Below are 15,131 nucleotides of genomic sequence, written 5' to 3' on the forward strand. Positions count from 1 at the left end.
CTCAACCGGCCTGGGTGGCGATTTCGAACTCGGCTCTGAGGGCTTGCCCCTGCTGGTCCAGGGTGGGAACGGCACCGGCCGCGAGCGCGATGCCGTCGTGCAGGGCGCCGGGGCCGAGCAGGCGGATGGCGCCGCCCGGCGTCGCCACGTCGACGAAGCGCGCCTGGGCATGGGCGGCGAGGTCCGACAGGCTGCTGATCCGGCCATAGGCGATGCGCGCCGCCTCCATCCGCCGGACCATCTCCGGCCGCGGCACCGTGCGGAAGACCACCTCGATCTCGGCGTCCAGGTCGGCGCGATGGGCGACGCGCAAGGTGTTGTCGGCAAAGCGCGGATCGCTGGACACCTCAGGCCGGCCCAGCACGTCCGCGCAGAAGACCCGCCATTCCCGCTCGTTCTGGATCGCGAACAGGATGGCCTCGCCGCCGGCGCAAGGGTATGCGCCATAGGGGGCGATGGTCGCGTGGTGCAGGCCGATCCGCCGTGGCGACACCCCGCCATAGACATGCTGCAGATAGGGCACGTTCATCCAGTCGGCCAGGGCGTGGAACAGCGACACGGACACATGCCGCCCCCGGCCCGTGCGCCCCCGGCCGATCAGCGCCTGAAGGATCGCGTTCAATGCCGTCATGCCGGCCGCGATATCGCAGACGGAGACGCCGACGCGGCCGGCGCCTGCGGCATTGCCGGTAATGTCGGCCAGGCCCGTCTCGCCCTGCACCAGCAGGTCATAGGCCTTCAGGTCCTTGAGCGGGCCGTCCTCGCCATAGCCGGTGATCGTGCAGGTGATGAGTTGCGGGTTCTCTGCCCGCAGCGCCGCGGGGTCGAGGCCGAGTGCCGCCAGCGCGCCGGGTGCCGCGTTCTGGATGAAGACGTCGGCGCGCGCCACCATGCGCCGGATCAGCGCGACGTCGCCGGGATCGCGCAGGTCGACCGCGATCGATTCCTTGCCCCGGTTCAGCCAGACGAAATAGCTGCTCTGGCCCAAGGCATGGCGGTCGTAGCCGCGCGCGAAGTCGCCGTCCTGCCGTTCCACCTTGATGACCCGGGCGCCCGCATCGGCCAGCCGGGACGAGGCATAGGGAGCGGCGACCGCCTGCTCCACGCTGACAACCAGCAACCCATCCAGATCCTGCGCCATGCGGCCCCTAGCGGAGGCCCAGGCCGCGGCGGAGCGCGTCGCGGTAGTCGCGGCGATAGGTCTGCGTCACCCGCGCCTGGGGCGCCATGTTGAAGGCATGGAAGGCGCCGGGATAGACGTGGAGTTCCGTGGGCACGCCGGCACGCAGCAGGCGCCCGGCATAGTCCAGGTCCTCGTCCAGGAACAGGTCCAGCGCGCCCAGCGCCATGAAGGTCGGCGGCAGGCCGGACAGGTCCTCCGCCCGGGCCGGTGCCGCATAGGGCGAGACCCCGTCCGCACCCGGATCCTGGCCCAGCAGGGCCGACCAGCCGAAGCGGTTGGCATTCGCCGTCCACACGAACTGCCCCACCACGGGATGCGGCGGGCGCACCACCGTGCGGTCGTCCAGCATGGGATAGATCAGGACCTGCAGCGCCACGGGCACTTCGCGCCGGTCGCGGGCCAGCAGGCCAAGCGCCGCGGCCAGGCCACCGCCGGCGCTCTCGCCTCCGATGGCGATCCGCGTCGGGTCGACGCCCAGCGCCTCGCTGTCGCGGAACAGCCAGAGCAGAGCGGCGTAGCAGTCCTCGACCGGGCCGGGATAGGGCACTTCCGGGGCCACGCGATAGTCGACGGAAGCGACGATGCAGCCGAGATCGCGGGCAAAGCCGACCGACTGCTCGAAGCTGAGTTCGGGGGAACCCATGACATAGCCGCCGCCATGGATGTGAAGATAGGCGGGCAGCGGCCCCTCGGCCTCGGTCGGGGTAAAGACCATGACGCGCACGTCCGGCCCGCCGGCATGGCCCGGTGCCCAATGATCCGCGATGGTCACGCCGCTGCGGTCGACCAACTCGACCTGGGTGCGGCCCATCTCCACCAGTTGCGCGCGCAGGGCGCCCAGTTTCTCGGGCGAGGTGGCATCGAAGGCCGGCAGGACGGCTAGCAGGTCGAGCAGTTCGGGATCGACGAGGTGCCGTGTGTCGCGTGCGGGCATCAGATCATCACCTCGATCAGGCGGGGACCCTTCTGCGCCATGGCATCGGCCAGCAGATCGTCCAGCCGCTCCGCCGTCTCGGCCCGGTCGGCGGCGACGCCCAGCCCCTTCGCGATCGCGACGAAGTCCAGGCGCGGCCGGTCGATGTCCAGCAGCGCCCGCGCCCGGTTGGGCGGCGCCTGGCCACAGATGCGGTTGTACTCGACATTCAGGATCCGATAGGCACCGTTGTTGAAGATCAGCGTCGTCACGTCCAGGTTCTCGCGCGCCTGGGTCCACAGCGACTGGATCGTGTACATGGCACCGCCATCGCCCGACAGGGTCAGGATCTTTGCCTCAGGCGCGCCGACCGCGGCGCCCGTCGCCAGCGGCAGGCCCTGCCCGATGGAGCCGCCCATCAGGTCCAGCCACTGGTGCGGCGGGCAACCCTTGGTCAGCGGCAGAAGCATGCCGCCAGAGGTTGCGGATTCGTCCGAGACGATCGCCCCTTCCGGCAGGTGACGGGCAACGGCGACGGCCAGCGACTCCAGCGTGATCTCGCCAGACGGGCGGCCGGGACGCTCGGCCCGCGGCTCGTTCGCGGACTTCGCCGCTGCACCCAGCACCTCCGCCACCGCATGGAGGGCCCCGGCCGCATCCTCCGCCGGGGTGGCAAGGTCGAACACGCTGTCGGGGCTGGGCGGCAGCAGCGACGGCTTGCCCGGATAGGCGAAGAACGACACGGGATAGGCGGCGCCCGCCAGGACGATCAGGCTGAAGCGCGCCAGAAATTCCGTCGCCTGCTCCGCGAAATAGGGGACGCGCGGCAGGAAGGGCCGGCCGGCGCCGCGCGCGCAGTTGGTGTTGAACGTGGCGCTGGCCAGCGACGCACCGGTGGCCGCCGCGATGGCGCCCGCCGCCTTGACCCCCGCATCGGTCAGGCCGCTGTGCGAGACGATGATGAGCGCCTTGGACCCCGCGGCACGCAGCTTCTTCGCGGCCTCTTCCGCGACACCCTGCGCCGGCAGGCGGCGGGCACGGGGGGTGCGGCGCTGCAGGTCGGGAATGGCGTCACCCCAGGCGACGTCGCCCGGCACGATCAGCGTGGCGGGACCTTGCCCCTCCACCGCGGCCAGCACCGCCTCGGCCGTGTCGGCCGACGGGCGATGGGGCGAGCACGCCTTGGACCAGACCGAGAAGGCATCCGCGATCGCGGGCAGGTTCGAGGTCAGTGGCGCGTCCAGCGCCAGGTGATGGGTGGCGTGGTCGCCCACGATGTTGACGATCGGCGTGCGGGCCTTGCGCGCATTGTGCAGGTTGGCCATCGCATTGGCATAGCCGGGGCCCAGGTGCAGCAGGGTGGACGACGGCCGCCCCGCGACGCGCGCATAGCCGTCGGCGGCCCCCGAGGCGACACCCTCGAACAGGGCCAGCACCATGCGCACTTCGGGAGCGTGGTCCGCCGCCTCGACAAAGGCCATTTCCGACGTGCCGGGGTTGGTGAAGCAGACGCCGACATCGTTTGCCGCCAGCGTCTTCAGGATCAGCTCCGCACCCTTCATGCCCCCTCCCATTTTCTTGTGCCGCCGGACCGGTGACGGCCCAGCGGTCCCGAACGATGGGACGAAACGGCGCGGCGGGGCAAGGATGAAGCACCGTCGCCTCAGCTCGGCGGCGTCGTTGCCCGGGCTGCCTGCGGCTTGAACGGTGTAGCGGGGACGCGCACGGCAAGGTCAAAGACCCCGGTGCGCGGCCGGCGCGACACACGCCCGCGCTCGGCCGCTATCAGGGTTCCGCGATCATCGACCAGGGCGACCAGGCCCGGCTCCCGCGCGGTGGGCCGGCGCACCAGGAACATGCCGGGCCCCGCCTCGTGCGGGAACACCGTCTCGCCCAGTTCCGCGGCATCGCGGGCCCAGGCGGCGGCATCGGGCATCAGGTCGTCCAACGCCGCGTCCCAGTCGAGGCAGCCATAGATCCCGCCACCGACCCGGTGCACCAGCCAGGAGGCAAAGCCCGCGGCATCCCATGGCCCCCGGAACCCATCGGCGTCGAAGCGCGGGCGCGTGCCCTTTGCCACTGTTTCGCCCAGGTGCCGCTCGGCCTCCCGCACCAGGGAAATCGCGTCCGCCATCGCCAGTCCCTCCATCCTCGATCACGGGAGGATGTCAGGAACAAATCAGGAACTCAAGCACGATTCGCGGGTCACCCGGGCAGGCTGAATTCCTTCAGCTTGTCGACCAGGGCGGCGTGCAGGGCGGGACCGGCGGCGATGACGTTGCGGTGGCGCGGACGCGGTTGGTTGTACACGAAGCCTTCGTCGAGGTGCGTCGTGGCCCGGCCGCCGGCCTCCGCCACGATCAGCTCGGCGGCGGCAATGTCCCAGTCGCTCTTGGGCGAGAGCGTGACCGAGCCGTCATGCGCACCGCAGGCGACCAGCGCCAAGGTATAGGCGATCGAGTTGACCTGCGCGATGTCGAGCCGGGGCCAGGGCGTCGACCAACGCTTGTGCTCGTACATCGCGCGGTAGCCGATCATGCGGGCACCGGGCAGTTCGCTGCGCGCGCTGACCCGGATCGGCGCGCCGTTGAGGCGGGCGCCGCCGCCGCACGATGCCTCGAACAGTTCGTCGGTCACGGGGTTGTAGACGACGCCGGCCAGTGGCCGGCCGCTGTCGACCACGGCGACGGACACGGCGAATTCCGGCACGCCGCGGACGAAGGCCCGGGTGCCGTCGATCGGATCGACGATGAACAGGCGCTCCGCGACCAGGCGGTCCGCATTGTCGACCGTTTCCTCGGACAGCCAGGCATAGTGGGGCCGGGCCTGAAGCAGGCGCTGGTGCAGCAGGGCATCCACCGCCAGGTCGGCTTCCGTCACGGGATCGCCCGGCGCCTTTTCCCACGAGCGCGCCCCGTCGCGGAAGTAGCGCGCGGCCAGGGCGCCCGCCTCGCGCGCGGCCTCGACCAGGAGGGCGAGGTCGGCCTGGGGACTGGTGCGCGGCGCGGTGCTGGTGGCGGTCGCGTTCAACGCCCCGCCACCGTCATGCCGTCGATGCGCACGGTGGGCGCATTGGTGCCGTAGCGGAATTCCAGGTCGTCCGCCGGGGTCAGGCCCGCGAACATGTCCTTGAGGTTCCCGGCGATGGTCAGCTCGCTGACCGGAAACGCAAGCTCGCCGTTCTCGATCCAGTAGCCGGCGGCACCCCGGCTGTAGTCGCCGGTGACACCGTTGACGCCAAAGCCGATCAGTTCGGTGATGTAGAAGCCCTGGGCGATGTCGGCCATCAGCGCCTTCGCGCTGACCGAGCCCGGCGCCAGGTGAAGGTTCGAGGGCCCCGGCCCCGGCGGGCCGGAGATCCCGCGCGAGGCATGGCCCGTCGGGCGCAGGCCCAGCTGGCGGGCGGACGCGGAATCGAGCAGCCAGGTCGTCAGGCGGCCATCGTCGATCAGGGCCATGGCGCGCGTCTCCAGCCCCTCCCCATCGAAGGGCCGGGAGCGCAGGCCACGCGGACGCAGCGGATCGTCGATCACGTGGATGCCGGGGGCGAAGACCGGCTTGTCCAGCCGGTCCTTGAGGAAACTGGTGCCGCGCGCGATGGCGCTGCCCGAAATCGCGCCGACCAGGTGGCCCAGCAGGGACGAGGCGATGCGCGGCTCGAACACCACGGGCACCTTCTGCGTGGCCACCTTGCGCGGGTTGAGCCGGCGCAGCGCGCGGTTCGCCGCCTGGCGCCCGATCATCGCGGGATCCTCAAGGTCGGCGGCATGGCGGGCGCTGGCGCCGTCATAGTCGCGCTCCATGCCCGTGCCCTCGCCCGCCACGACGCTGACACCGACGCCGTGGGAGGACGAGCGGTAGGAGCCGGCGAAGCCGTGGCTGGTCACCAGCGCCATGACGCTGGAGCCCCAGGAGGCGCCCGCCCCTTCGGAATTGGTGATGCCGGGCACGGCGCGCGCCTCGTCCTCCGCGATGCGGGCGCGCTCGGTCAGGCGCTCGGTCGAGGGTTCGTCCAGGTCGGCGAGGTCAAGGTCGTGCGGCGTGCGGGAGAGCAGCTCCTCTGGCGCCAGGCCGGCAAAGCGGTCGGGCGGCGTTGCCTTGGCCATGGCGATGGCGCGCTCGACCACGGCATCCAGGCTGCCGCGGGAGAAGTCGGTTGTGCTGACCGAGGCATTGGACTGCCCGATGAACACGCGCAGGCCCAGGTCCCGCCCCTCCGACCGCTCCACGCCCTCGAGCCGGCCCAGGCGCCAGTCGACCGAGATCGAGGCGCCATCGACCATGATCGCGTCCGCCGCGTCGGCCCCGGCGCGGCGCGCACGGTCGACCAGATCCTGGAGCAGCGAGAGCGCATCGCCCGGATTGGCGGTACTGGAGGAAGCTGAACTGGTGGTCATGGATCGCGCATCCCGAATGGCCTGACCCCTATATAGGGCGGCGGGCGCGATCTGACCGAGTGGTTATTGCATGGCTCGCATCGCCGCAGGCCACAGCACCGCGACCGGGAGGCGACTCAGGGAGGCGACTCAGGCGGCGCCGGCCTGGGGCGCTGCCTGCTGGTTGACCAGGCCCGCCATGACCGAGCGGTTCACGTCGATCAGCGAATCGATGCTGGCATCGCCACGCAGCGCGGCGCTCGAATGCTTGTTCACCCAGATCGCGACCGAGATCAGGTTGGCCTTCAGCGCGTCCGGCAGCTTGTTGCCGGGCATGGACAGGTCGGTCGCCAGCGCCATCCAGACGTCCCGGTTCCAACAGACCGCATCGGCAAAGGTGCGATGGTCGGCCCCGTCCTTCACGTCCATCAGGCTGCGGGTCACCTGCGCGAACAGGCGGTACTCCCGGCTGCGCGGGTCTTCCGTCTTGACCTGGGCGGTGCGGTAGGCGTTGACGCTCATGCCGTTGTTCCGTTCTCGACGCGTCCGGCGGCGGCGCCTTGCGGCCCTGCCATGGACACTGGTCTAGGCCCAGGGGCTTGCGATTAGGTTAACGCTTCCCCTCGATGCGATCGGCTCGATACCGTTGGCGCACGCGCAAACCAGGTTCAGGCACCTGAAGCGTCCGCGATGGTCGCCGGCTGCGCCGCCGCCGCCAAGCGCTTGGCCTCGAACTCCAGCAGCTTCCGGCAGGTCATCAGAGCCTGGTAGTAGTTCGTCTCCAGGACATGGCGGCCGATCTTCAGGCACAGGTCCAGTCCTTCGCTGGACGATATCGCGCTGATGAACTCGGACGACCGCAGCGCGAACTCGGCATAGTGTTCGGCATGGCCATCGGCATCCAGGTACATCATCATGATGGCGAAGTAGATGCGCCGGGCCGGCGTCGTCACTTCGTCCGGCTGCATGATGTCCCGCTGACGCAGGATGGAGGCCTTGTTCAGGATCAGGAGCGAGGCGCGATGGTCGCCGTTCTCGATCACGGCGCCATTGATGACCAGCTTCTCGCCCGGCTTCAGGTTGATCTTGAGCGCCATGGGTATCCTCCGCGGGGCGGAGAGTGCAGCGAAGCAAGGCCCCCTGTCGAGTGCCGCCGAACCGAACCGCTGGCCGTCCCGCCGCGTGGGACTGGAGGTGCCGCGTCGTTCGGGGCTATAGAGGGCCCCTGCATCTCCCGGTTCTTACCGGCCGGTAGGATGCCAACTTGATCGGCAGGGGCAGCGCCACTATGGTCGCAGGCTGCTGCACGCGCGAAGGGCTAAGGAAACCCATGAAGTTCACCGGCACCGACTCCTATGTCGCGACCGAAGATCTGATGGTCGCGGTCAACGCGGCGATCACCCTGGAACGTCCGCTGTTGATCAAGGGAGAGCCCGGAACCGGCAAGACGGTGCTGGCGTTCGAGGTGGCCAAGGCGCTGGGCGCCAACCTCATCACCTGGCACATCAAGTCGACGACCAAGGCCCAGCAGGGCCTTTACGAGTACGACGCCGTGTCCCGCCTGCGCGACAGCCAGCTGGGCGACGACCGCGTGCACGACATTTCCAACTACATCGTGCGTGGCAAGCTGTGGAACTCGTTCACGGCGACCGAGCGGCCCGTGCTGCTGATCGACGAGATCGACAAGGCCGACATCGAGTTCCCGAACGACCTGCTGCTCGAACTCGACCGCATGGAGTTCTACGTCTACGAAACGCGCGAGACGATCAAGGCGGCCCAGCGCCCCATCGTCATGATCACGTCGAACAACGAGAAGGAACTGCCGGACGCCTTCCTGCGCCGCTGCTTCTTCCACTACATCAAGTTCCCCGACCGGGACACGATGCAACAGATCGTCGACGTGCACTTCCCCGGCATCCAGAAGGAGCTGGTGCGCGAGGCGCTGAACGTCTTCTACGACATCCGCGAAGTGCCGGGCCTGAAGAAGAAGCCGTCGACCTCGGAACTGCTCGACTGGCTCAAGCTGCTGATGTCGGAGGACATCCCGGCCGACGTCCTGCGCGAGAAGGACCCCAAGAAGCTCATTCCCCCGCTGCACGGCGCGCTGCTGAAGAACGAGCAGGACGTCCACCTGTTCGAGCGCCTGGCCTTCCTCGCCCGCCGCGAACGGACCTGAAGGCGCGCCGGCGCCACGCGGGCTGACCCGTGGCGCCAGCATCCTTCGAGACGCGCTTTCAGCGCTCCTCAGGATGACGCCCGTGGTTGACCGACAGCGTCATGCTGAGGAGCCGGCGAAGCCGGCGTCTCGAAGCATCGGTACTACGCCGACGACGTTCCCAGGCCGGACCGACCTGGACTAGACTGAAGCGCCTGGCAGAAGGCGACGCGAGGGCCGGAGATGTTCCAGAACTTCTTCTATGAACTGCGCAAGGCCAAGGTGCCGGTCTCCCTCAAGGAGTACCTGGCGCTGATGGAGGGCATGCAGGCGGGCATCGCCTCCTATCGCGTCGACGACTTCTACTACCTGTCGCGCTGCGTGATGGTGAAGGACGAGAAGGACCTGGACAAGTTCGACCGGGTCTTTGCCTCCGTCTTCAAGGGCCTGGAATTCGTCGACGAGACGCAGACGGCCGAGATCCCGGAGGAATGGCTCCGCGCGCTGGCCGAGAAGCTGCTGACCGACGAGGAAAAGGCGCAGATCGAATCGCTGGGCGGCTTCGACCAGCTGATGGAGACGCTGAAGAAGCGGCTGGAGGAGCAGAAGGGCCGGCACGAAGGCGGCAACAAGTGGATCGGCACGGCCGGCACCTCCCCCTTTGGCGCGCAGGGCTATAACCCCGAAGGCATCCGCATCGGCCAGGAGAAGAACCGCCAGGGCCGCGCGGTCAAGGTGTGGGACAAGCGCGAATACAAGAACCTGGACGATACGGTCGAACTCGGCACCCGCAACATCAAGGTCGCCCTGCGCCGCCTGCGCAAGTTCGCGCGCGAAGGGGCCGAGACCGAACTCGACATGCCCGACACCATCCGGTCAACCGCCCACAATGGCGGTTACCTGGACATCAAGATGGTCGCGGAGCGGCACAACAAGATCAAGGTGCTGCTGTTCTTCGACATCGGCGGCTCCATGGATGCGCACATCAAGATGTGCGAGGAGCTGTTCTCGGCCGCGCGGACCGAGTTCAAACACATGGAGTACTTCTACTTTCACAATTGCCTGTACGAGAGCGTGTGGAAGGACAATCGCCGCCGGCACAACGAGAAGATGAACACCTGGGAAGTCCTGCACAAGTATCCGCATGACTACAAGGTGATCTTCGTCGGCGATGCCTCGATGAGCCCGTACGAGATCACCTATCCGGGTGGCTCGGTCGAGCACTGGAACGAGGAATCGGGCGACGTCTGGCTGAAGCGGACGCTGGACATCTACGAGAAGGCGGTCTGGCTGAACCCGGTGCCGGAGAAGCACTGGGACTACACCCCCTCTATCCAGATCATGCGCCAGATCATGGGTGAGCGGATGTACCCCCTGACCCTGGGCGGCCTGGACAATGCCATGCGCGAGCTCAACCGCTGAGACGGATGCTTCGAGACGCGTCTTCAGCTTGTCATGAGGAGCCGCCACAAGGCGGCGTCTCGAAGGGGTACGCTCCTCAGCATGACGCCGTTGTTCTTGTTCATCTCAGTCCAACGATCGTCATCCTGAGGAGGACCGAAGGTCCGTCTCGAAGGATGCTGGCGACCGGTCGCCGCCAGCGGCCCGGAACCACGGGAGGCGACGGATGCAGCCTCACCTGACCGACGGCGACGCGCACGCGGCGGAGGGGCGTTGGCAGGAGGCACTGGCGGCCTATCACGCCGCGCACGACGCCGCACCCGACGCGCCGGAACCGCTGTTCGCGCTGGCCCGGGCGGCGACCGCCATGGGCCAGGACGACCACGCCACGGCCCTGTACCGCCTGCTGCTGGACCGGCAGCCCGGCTCGGTCGAGATCGCCAACAACCTGGGCAATGCCCTGCGCCGCGTGGGGGACACGGGAGCGGCGATCGAGGTTTTCCGCACGGCGCTGGCCCTGGCACCGCAGGAGCCTGTCCTGTGGACCAACCTGGGCGTCGTCCTGCTCGACACCGGCGACCACGACAATGCCCGCATCTTCCTGGGCGAGGCCCTGCGCCTGAATGCCCAGCACGCGCCGGCGCTGGCCAACCTGGCCGAGCTGGAATGGCGCCTGGGCAATCACGAAGCGGCGCTGCCACTGCTGGACGCCGCGGTGGAGCTGCTGCCCGACCACGCCCAGCTGCGCTTGAATCGGGCGGTGTCGCTGCTGTCGCTGGGCCGGCTGGGCGAGGGCTGGGACGCCTATGAATCGCGGCTGGACCCGGCCATGCCACGCGCGCCGATCCACGGCCTGGACCTGCCGCGCTGGGACGGCATCGTGCGGCCGGGCCTGCACCTGCTGGTCGTGGCGGAGCAGGGCCTGGGCGACCAGCTGCTGTTCCTGTCCTGCCTGCCCGACCTGATCGCGACCGGCATGACGATCACGCTGGACCTGGACCAGCGGCTGGAAAGCCTGATCGCGCGGACCTGGCCCCAGGTGCGCACGCATGGCTTCTGGATGATTCCGGAAAACGGGCGGCCGCGCTTCTTCTACGAATGGCTGGAGCGCCCGGGCGCCCAGGACCAGACGCCGGTCGATGCCTGGGTACCGATCGGCTCCCTGCCCGGCCTGTTCCGGCGCGACATCGCCGACTTCGAGCGCGCGCCCAACCTGTTGCAGGTCGATCCGATCCGCCGCACCGAATGGCTGGAGCGCCTGGCCGAACTGCCGTCCGGCCTGCGCGTCGGCATCTGCTGGCGAAGCATGATCCAGGGCACGGAGCGGCGCGTGAACTATGCGACGCTGGAGGACTGGGCGCCCATCCTGGCGGTGCCCGGCGTCACCTTCGTCAACCTGCAGTACGACGACCCGCGGGAAGAGCTCGACCGCTGGATGGCGGCGGGCGGCGCACCCATCTTCCACTATACCGACCTGGACCAGATCCGCGACCTGGAGGAGACGGCCGCCCTGACCGCCGCCCTGGACCTGGTCATCACCGCGCCCACATCGGTCTCGGCCATGGCGGGTGCGCTGGGCGTGCCGTCGCTGCGCGTTGCGGCTGGGCCCGGCTGGCCCGAACTGGGTACCACGCGCTATCCCTTCCAGCCGAGCGTCACGCCACTGGTGCCCAAGGTCTTTGGCGACCTGTCCGACGCGATCGCCCAGGCCGCCGCCGTCCTCGCCGCCCAGGCCCAGGCCCACCACGCCTGAGGCCGCGGCCCCGCGCCAATCGGGAGAGGCCGCGCCCCTGCGTCAGGCCAGCAGATGGTCGCGGATGCGGTCCTGCATGGCCGGCGTCACACCCAGCGCGTCCTCCAGATAACGGTCGATCGAGCCGTGGCGCTCGCGGATCTTGGCGAATGCCGTGTCCAGGTACTGTGCCTCCACCCCCATGAAGCTGCGCACCACGTCCTCCGGCGGGATGCTGCCCTTCATCTCGGCCATGTACTGGCGCGCCGTCGGCAGGCGCTCGTCCATGCGCGAGGCGACATTGGTCAGCAGATAGTCGGCCATGATGTCGTCGTCGTGCGCGCCCAGCACATGGTGGGTCAGCGCGCAGATGATCCCGGTGCGATCCTTGCCCGCCGCGCAGTGCAGCAGGACAGGGCCCGGCGCGTCGGCCAGGACCGCGAAGTAGCGCCGGAACACGTCCAGGTGATGCTCGTTGAACGGTGCGTGCGTGTAGTAGCGCACCAGGAACCGCTGCACGCTGGCAACGCTGAGATCGGCGGCCATCAGCACCGCGACGTGGGGTGCCTCGGCCGTGTCCTGGTCCTGGTTCTCCAGGACCGTGCCGGCCCACGCCTGATGGCGGCGCGACGGCTCGCGCGTGCGCTCGGCCTGCCGACGCAGGTCGACCACAGTGGTGATGCCCAGCCCATGCAGGTGGTCCAGGTCGGCATCGGTCGCCAGGGCGTGGTGGGCCGAGCGGAACAGGACCCCCGGCTTGATGCGCCGGCCGGCGGCGGTGGCATAGTCGCCGAAGTCGCGGAAGTTATTGATGCCTTCGAGGTATCGAATGCGCGCGTCTGATTGCACTGTCACGGAGCGTCTCTGCGAATGTCTATCAACAAGGTCGGCAACGACCCTATCATGGCTGGATGACAGGTCGTACCGCGCTGGCGCTCACCAGACCCGCCCGGCCAATGGCGGAATACCAGCCATGATCCGCCTGGCCTGGATCGGCCTGGGCTGGACCAGCGTGGCGCTGGGCTTTGCCGGGATCTTCCTGCCCGTGCTGCCCACCACGCCGTTCCTGCTGCTGGCGGCGTTCGCGTTCGCGCGCGGCTCGCCCCGGATCGAGCGCTGGCTGCTGGCCCATCCGCGCCTGGGGCCGCCGATCCGCGACTGGCGCCAGCACGGCGCCATTCCCCGCCGGGCCAAGCGCATCGCCATTGCGGCCATGGTCGTGGCCTTTGCCGTCAGCCTGGCCCTGGGGCTGCCGGCCTGGATCCTGGCGGTGCAGGGGGCAGCACTGCTGGGTGCAGGTGCCTTCATCCTGACCCGGCCGGACGGGCCGGGGGCCTAGGCGTCCGACGATGCGGCCAGGGGCATGACGCGCTCCGGGCTGCCCGACCAGGACCACGCCATGCTGGGGCGCGAAATGCCCAGCATCATGCCGCCCAGCGCCGGCGGGTGGAGCCACAACTGGTCGGGCGGCAGGCCGGGGTCACGCCCGTCCGGCCGATCGACGGTCAGGCCCTGCTCGGCGGTGCGGACGCGCTCCTCGATCGTGGCGATGGCCGCGGCCTCGCCAAAAGCCATGTAGAGGCTGTGCCCGTGCCGCTCGAAGAAGCGGCGCATGGTAGTGCCCGGCTTCCACGGATCGATCACCTCGAACCGGTGCAGGATGCGCGGCCGGAACAGGGTGAGTACGCCGCGATAGCCAAAGGTATCCGACGCGATCGGCACGTGGGGCGCGGGGTCCAGGCCCAGCACGTCGACGAGGCGCGCGACGGCCCCATCCACGTCGGCGGTCAGCAGGGTCGCCTCGTACAGGAAATCGACCAGGCCCACGGCTGGCCGCTCGACCTCGGCACTGACGACCAGGCGCAGGCCGGGAATCCCCAGCGCCTGGGGGCTGAGGTGCAGCTGCTCGTGCTCCGCCACGGCCGCCACCCCGCGCGCCGCCATGCCTGCAGCCAGTGCCGCCGGGTCCGGCGTGGCGATGCCGGCGGCGAACAGGTGCGCCCCGCGCGCCCGGAGCGCGTCGTCCACCGGCCCGGTGCCGTCGGGCTCCAGCAGCTCCACCAGGCCCTCGCCCAGGCGCAGGCGGGTCCGCCGGGCCTGCAGCAGGGCGCTGCGATCCTCCCACTCCGGCTGCGCCTCCAGCAGGGTCTGCCAGCGCGCCGCGGCCTGCGCCCGGTCGGGCACGACCAGCACCGTTCGATCGATCCGTGTGACCATCGTGCCCCTGTTCCTTCCCCGGCGGCCATGTGCCCGGCCTGGCTTCAGGCGGGGGCCGCGCTCAGCGCGCCCCGAAGACCTGCACGGCGTAGGATCGACGACCGGCGACCGCAAGGCCATAGCCGATCAGGTCCAGTTGGGGATTGAGGATGTTGGCGCGGTGGCCGGGGCTGTTCATCCAGCCATCCTGCACCTGGGCCAGGCGGCGAGCGCCCAGCGGGTCGGGACAGCCGTCGCAGGTGGCGATGTTCTCCGCCAGCCTGCTCCAGGTCGTGCCGCCGGCCGCGGCGAAGCGGTCGCGCAGTGTACCGCCGTCGGGCGCCCGGTGGGCGAAGTAGCCGCGCGCCAGCATGTCCTCGGCATGGGCCTGGGCCGCCCGGTTCAGAACCGGGTCGGGCCGCAGGGGCGTCAGGCCGTTGGCCGCGCGGTCGCGATTGGCCAGCTCGATCCCCGCCGCCCGGGCCTCCTCCAGCGCGGGATCCGCAGCCGCGGCAGCGCCAGGGAGAACCAGGAGAAGGGTGAGCAGAAGCGGCAGAAGGCGGCGCGTCGTCAGGAACTCAGGTCCTCAGGGCTTGGCGATGGCGGCGCAGGCGAAGCGGCCGCCGGCATCGCCGGTGGGCTGCGTCGCATAATCGTCGCGGGCATCGTGGATGACCAGCGCCGCGCCATCCGAATCCATCAGCCCATGATCGCTGGAATCAAGCGCCACGGCCGTGTTGAGGACCTGCACCTTCAGCGCACCCGAGTCAGGCACGACCAGGTTCGGCATGTCGCCGGCATGGGGACCGTTCTGCGCCGTGAAGCCGTGCGCGTGATCGCCGGGATTGAAATGGCCGCCGGCCGATTCGAACTTCGTCGCGGCATCACAGGTCCCCGTCTCGTGGATGTGGAAGGCCCGCTCGCCCGGCTGCAGTCCCGTCAGGTCCAGGTCGATCAGGACGCCGGCAGCCGTCTGCGTCAGGCGGGCGGTGCCAACGCTCTTTCCGTCCACGTCATGGAAGGTGGCCGTGGCGCTGACGGGATCTGCCGCCAGGGCGGGGCCTGCGGCAAGGCCGACGCTGCAGGCCAGCGCCAGGGCGGCGAGCGCCCGCTGCGAACGGATGGGGGTCATGGGCTCGTCTCCAGTCTGCGCGCGCCGTGGCAGGCCCCGCCGC

Annotated in this window: 16 protein-coding genes; 4 read left to right on the forward strand and 12 right to left on the reverse strand. The window is 69.6% G+C overall.

Annotated elements, in window-relative coordinates:
• Position 1: 1 nt before the first annotated feature.
• The 8 genes from ACI6GS_RS03500 to flbT form a co-directional block, all read right to left on the reverse strand.
• Entirely contained in the window at positions 2-1,141 is a 1,140-nt protein-coding gene (locus ACI6GS_RS03500) for a CaiB/BaiF CoA transferase family protein (RefSeq protein WP_439816390.1), read from the reverse strand.
• Between the two features lie 7 nt (positions 1,142-1,148).
• Positions 1,149-2,117 carry an alpha/beta hydrolase gene (locus tag ACI6GS_RS03505; RefSeq protein WP_439816391.1) on the reverse strand — a complete coding sequence of 323 codons (969 nt, stop codon included), beginning with the start codon at positions 2,115-2,117 and terminating at the stop codon, positions 1,149-1,151.
• A complete protein-coding gene (locus ACI6GS_RS03510; RefSeq protein WP_439816392.1) occupies positions 2,117-3,658 on the reverse strand; it encodes an acetolactate synthase large subunit in 1,542 nt (513 codons plus the stop codon). The genes ACI6GS_RS03505 and ACI6GS_RS03510 overlap by 1 nt, the downstream gene beginning before the upstream one ends.
• Positions 3,659-3,759: 101 nt before the next feature.
• A complete protein-coding gene (locus tag ACI6GS_RS03515) occupies positions 3,760-4,230 on the reverse strand; it encodes a hypothetical protein (protein ID WP_439816393.1) in 471 nt (156 codons plus the stop codon).
• A gap of 71 nt (positions 4,231-4,301) precedes the next feature.
• Positions 4,302-5,126, reverse strand: coding sequence for an inositol monophosphatase family protein (locus tag ACI6GS_RS03520; RefSeq protein WP_439816394.1), 825 nt, complete (start codon positions 5,124-5,126; stop codon positions 4,302-4,304).
• The gene (locus ACI6GS_RS03525; RefSeq protein ID WP_439816395.1) at positions 5,123-6,493 is read right to left on the reverse strand and encodes a TldD/PmbA family protein; all 1,371 of its coding nucleotides are present in this window, start codon (positions 6,491-6,493) and stop codon (positions 5,123-5,125) included. Before ACI6GS_RS03525 ends, ACI6GS_RS03520 begins: the two co-directional genes overlap by 4 nt.
• A gap of 129 nt (positions 6,494-6,622) precedes the next feature.
• Positions 6,623-6,994 (reverse strand): flagellar biosynthesis regulator FlaF, encoded by a 372-nt coding sequence (gene flaF / locus ACI6GS_RS03530; RefSeq protein ID WP_439816396.1) that lies wholly within the window; start codon positions 6,992-6,994, stop codon positions 6,623-6,625.
• Positions 6,995-7,140: 146 nt separating this feature from the next.
• Positions 7,141-7,569 (reverse strand): flagellar biosynthesis repressor FlbT, encoded by a 429-nt coding sequence (gene flbT, locus ACI6GS_RS03535; RefSeq protein WP_439816397.1) that lies wholly within the window; start codon positions 7,567-7,569, stop codon positions 7,141-7,143.
• Between the two features lie 233 nt (positions 7,570-7,802).
• On the opposite strand from flbT, the gene ACI6GS_RS03540 reads away from it, so the two are divergent.
• The 3 genes from ACI6GS_RS03540 (at position 7,803) to ACI6GS_RS03550 (ending at position 11,781) form a co-directional block, all read left to right on the forward strand.
• Entirely contained in the window at positions 7,803-8,648 is an 846-nt protein-coding gene (locus tag ACI6GS_RS03540; RefSeq protein WP_439816398.1) for an AAA family ATPase, read from the forward strand.
• A gap of 222 nt (positions 8,649-8,870) precedes the next feature.
• On the forward strand, positions 8,871-10,049 hold the full coding sequence (locus tag ACI6GS_RS03545) for a vWA domain-containing protein (protein WP_439816399.1): 1,179 nt from the start codon (positions 8,871-8,873) through the stop codon (positions 10,047-10,049).
• A 205-nt stretch (positions 10,050-10,254) separates the two neighbouring features.
• Entirely contained in the window at positions 10,255-11,781 is a 1,527-nt protein-coding gene (locus ACI6GS_RS03550) for a tetratricopeptide repeat protein (RefSeq protein ID WP_439816400.1), read from the forward strand.
• A gap of 42 nt (positions 11,782-11,823) precedes the next feature.
• Here ACI6GS_RS03550 and ACI6GS_RS03555 read toward each other — a convergent pair whose 3' ends face one another.
• The gene (locus ACI6GS_RS03555) at positions 11,824-12,615 is read right to left on the reverse strand and encodes a tyrosine-protein phosphatase (protein ID WP_439816401.1); all 792 of its coding nucleotides are present in this window, start codon (positions 12,613-12,615) and stop codon (positions 11,824-11,826) included.
• A 118-nt stretch (positions 12,616-12,733) separates the two neighbouring features.
• Here ACI6GS_RS03555 and ACI6GS_RS03560 point away from each other — a divergent pair, with 118 nt between their 5' ends.
• A complete protein-coding gene (locus tag ACI6GS_RS03560; protein ID WP_439816402.1) occupies positions 12,734-13,099 on the forward strand; it encodes a YbaN family protein in 366 nt (121 codons plus the stop codon).
• Here ACI6GS_RS03560 and ACI6GS_RS03565 read toward each other — a convergent pair.
• The 3 genes from ACI6GS_RS03565 to ACI6GS_RS03575 form a co-directional block, all read right to left on the reverse strand.
• Positions 13,096-13,977: a hypothetical protein gene (locus ACI6GS_RS03565; RefSeq protein ID WP_439816403.1), complete on the reverse strand. Its 882-nt coding sequence runs from the start codon at positions 13,975-13,977 to the stop codon at positions 13,096-13,098. The two genes, ACI6GS_RS03560 and ACI6GS_RS03565, sit on opposite strands and share 4 nt — an antisense overlap.
• Positions 13,978-14,038: 61 nt before the next feature.
• Positions 14,039-14,530, reverse strand: a complete 492-nt coding sequence (locus ACI6GS_RS03570) for a CAP domain-containing protein (protein ID WP_439817928.1) — start codon at positions 14,528-14,530, stop codon at positions 14,039-14,041.
• Positions 14,531-14,542: 12 nt separating this feature from the next.
• Positions 14,543-15,088 carry a superoxide dismutase family protein gene (locus tag ACI6GS_RS03575; protein WP_439816404.1) on the reverse strand — a complete coding sequence of 182 codons (546 nt, stop codon included), beginning with the start codon at positions 15,086-15,088 and terminating at the stop codon, positions 14,543-14,545.
• Positions 15,089-15,131 lie beyond the last annotated feature (43 nt).

The sequence above is a fragment of the Zavarzinia sp. CC-PAN008 genome (assembly GCF_051903925.1).
In the GTDB taxonomy this organism is placed as follows: domain Bacteria; phylum Pseudomonadota; class Alphaproteobacteria; order Zavarziniales; family Zavarziniaceae.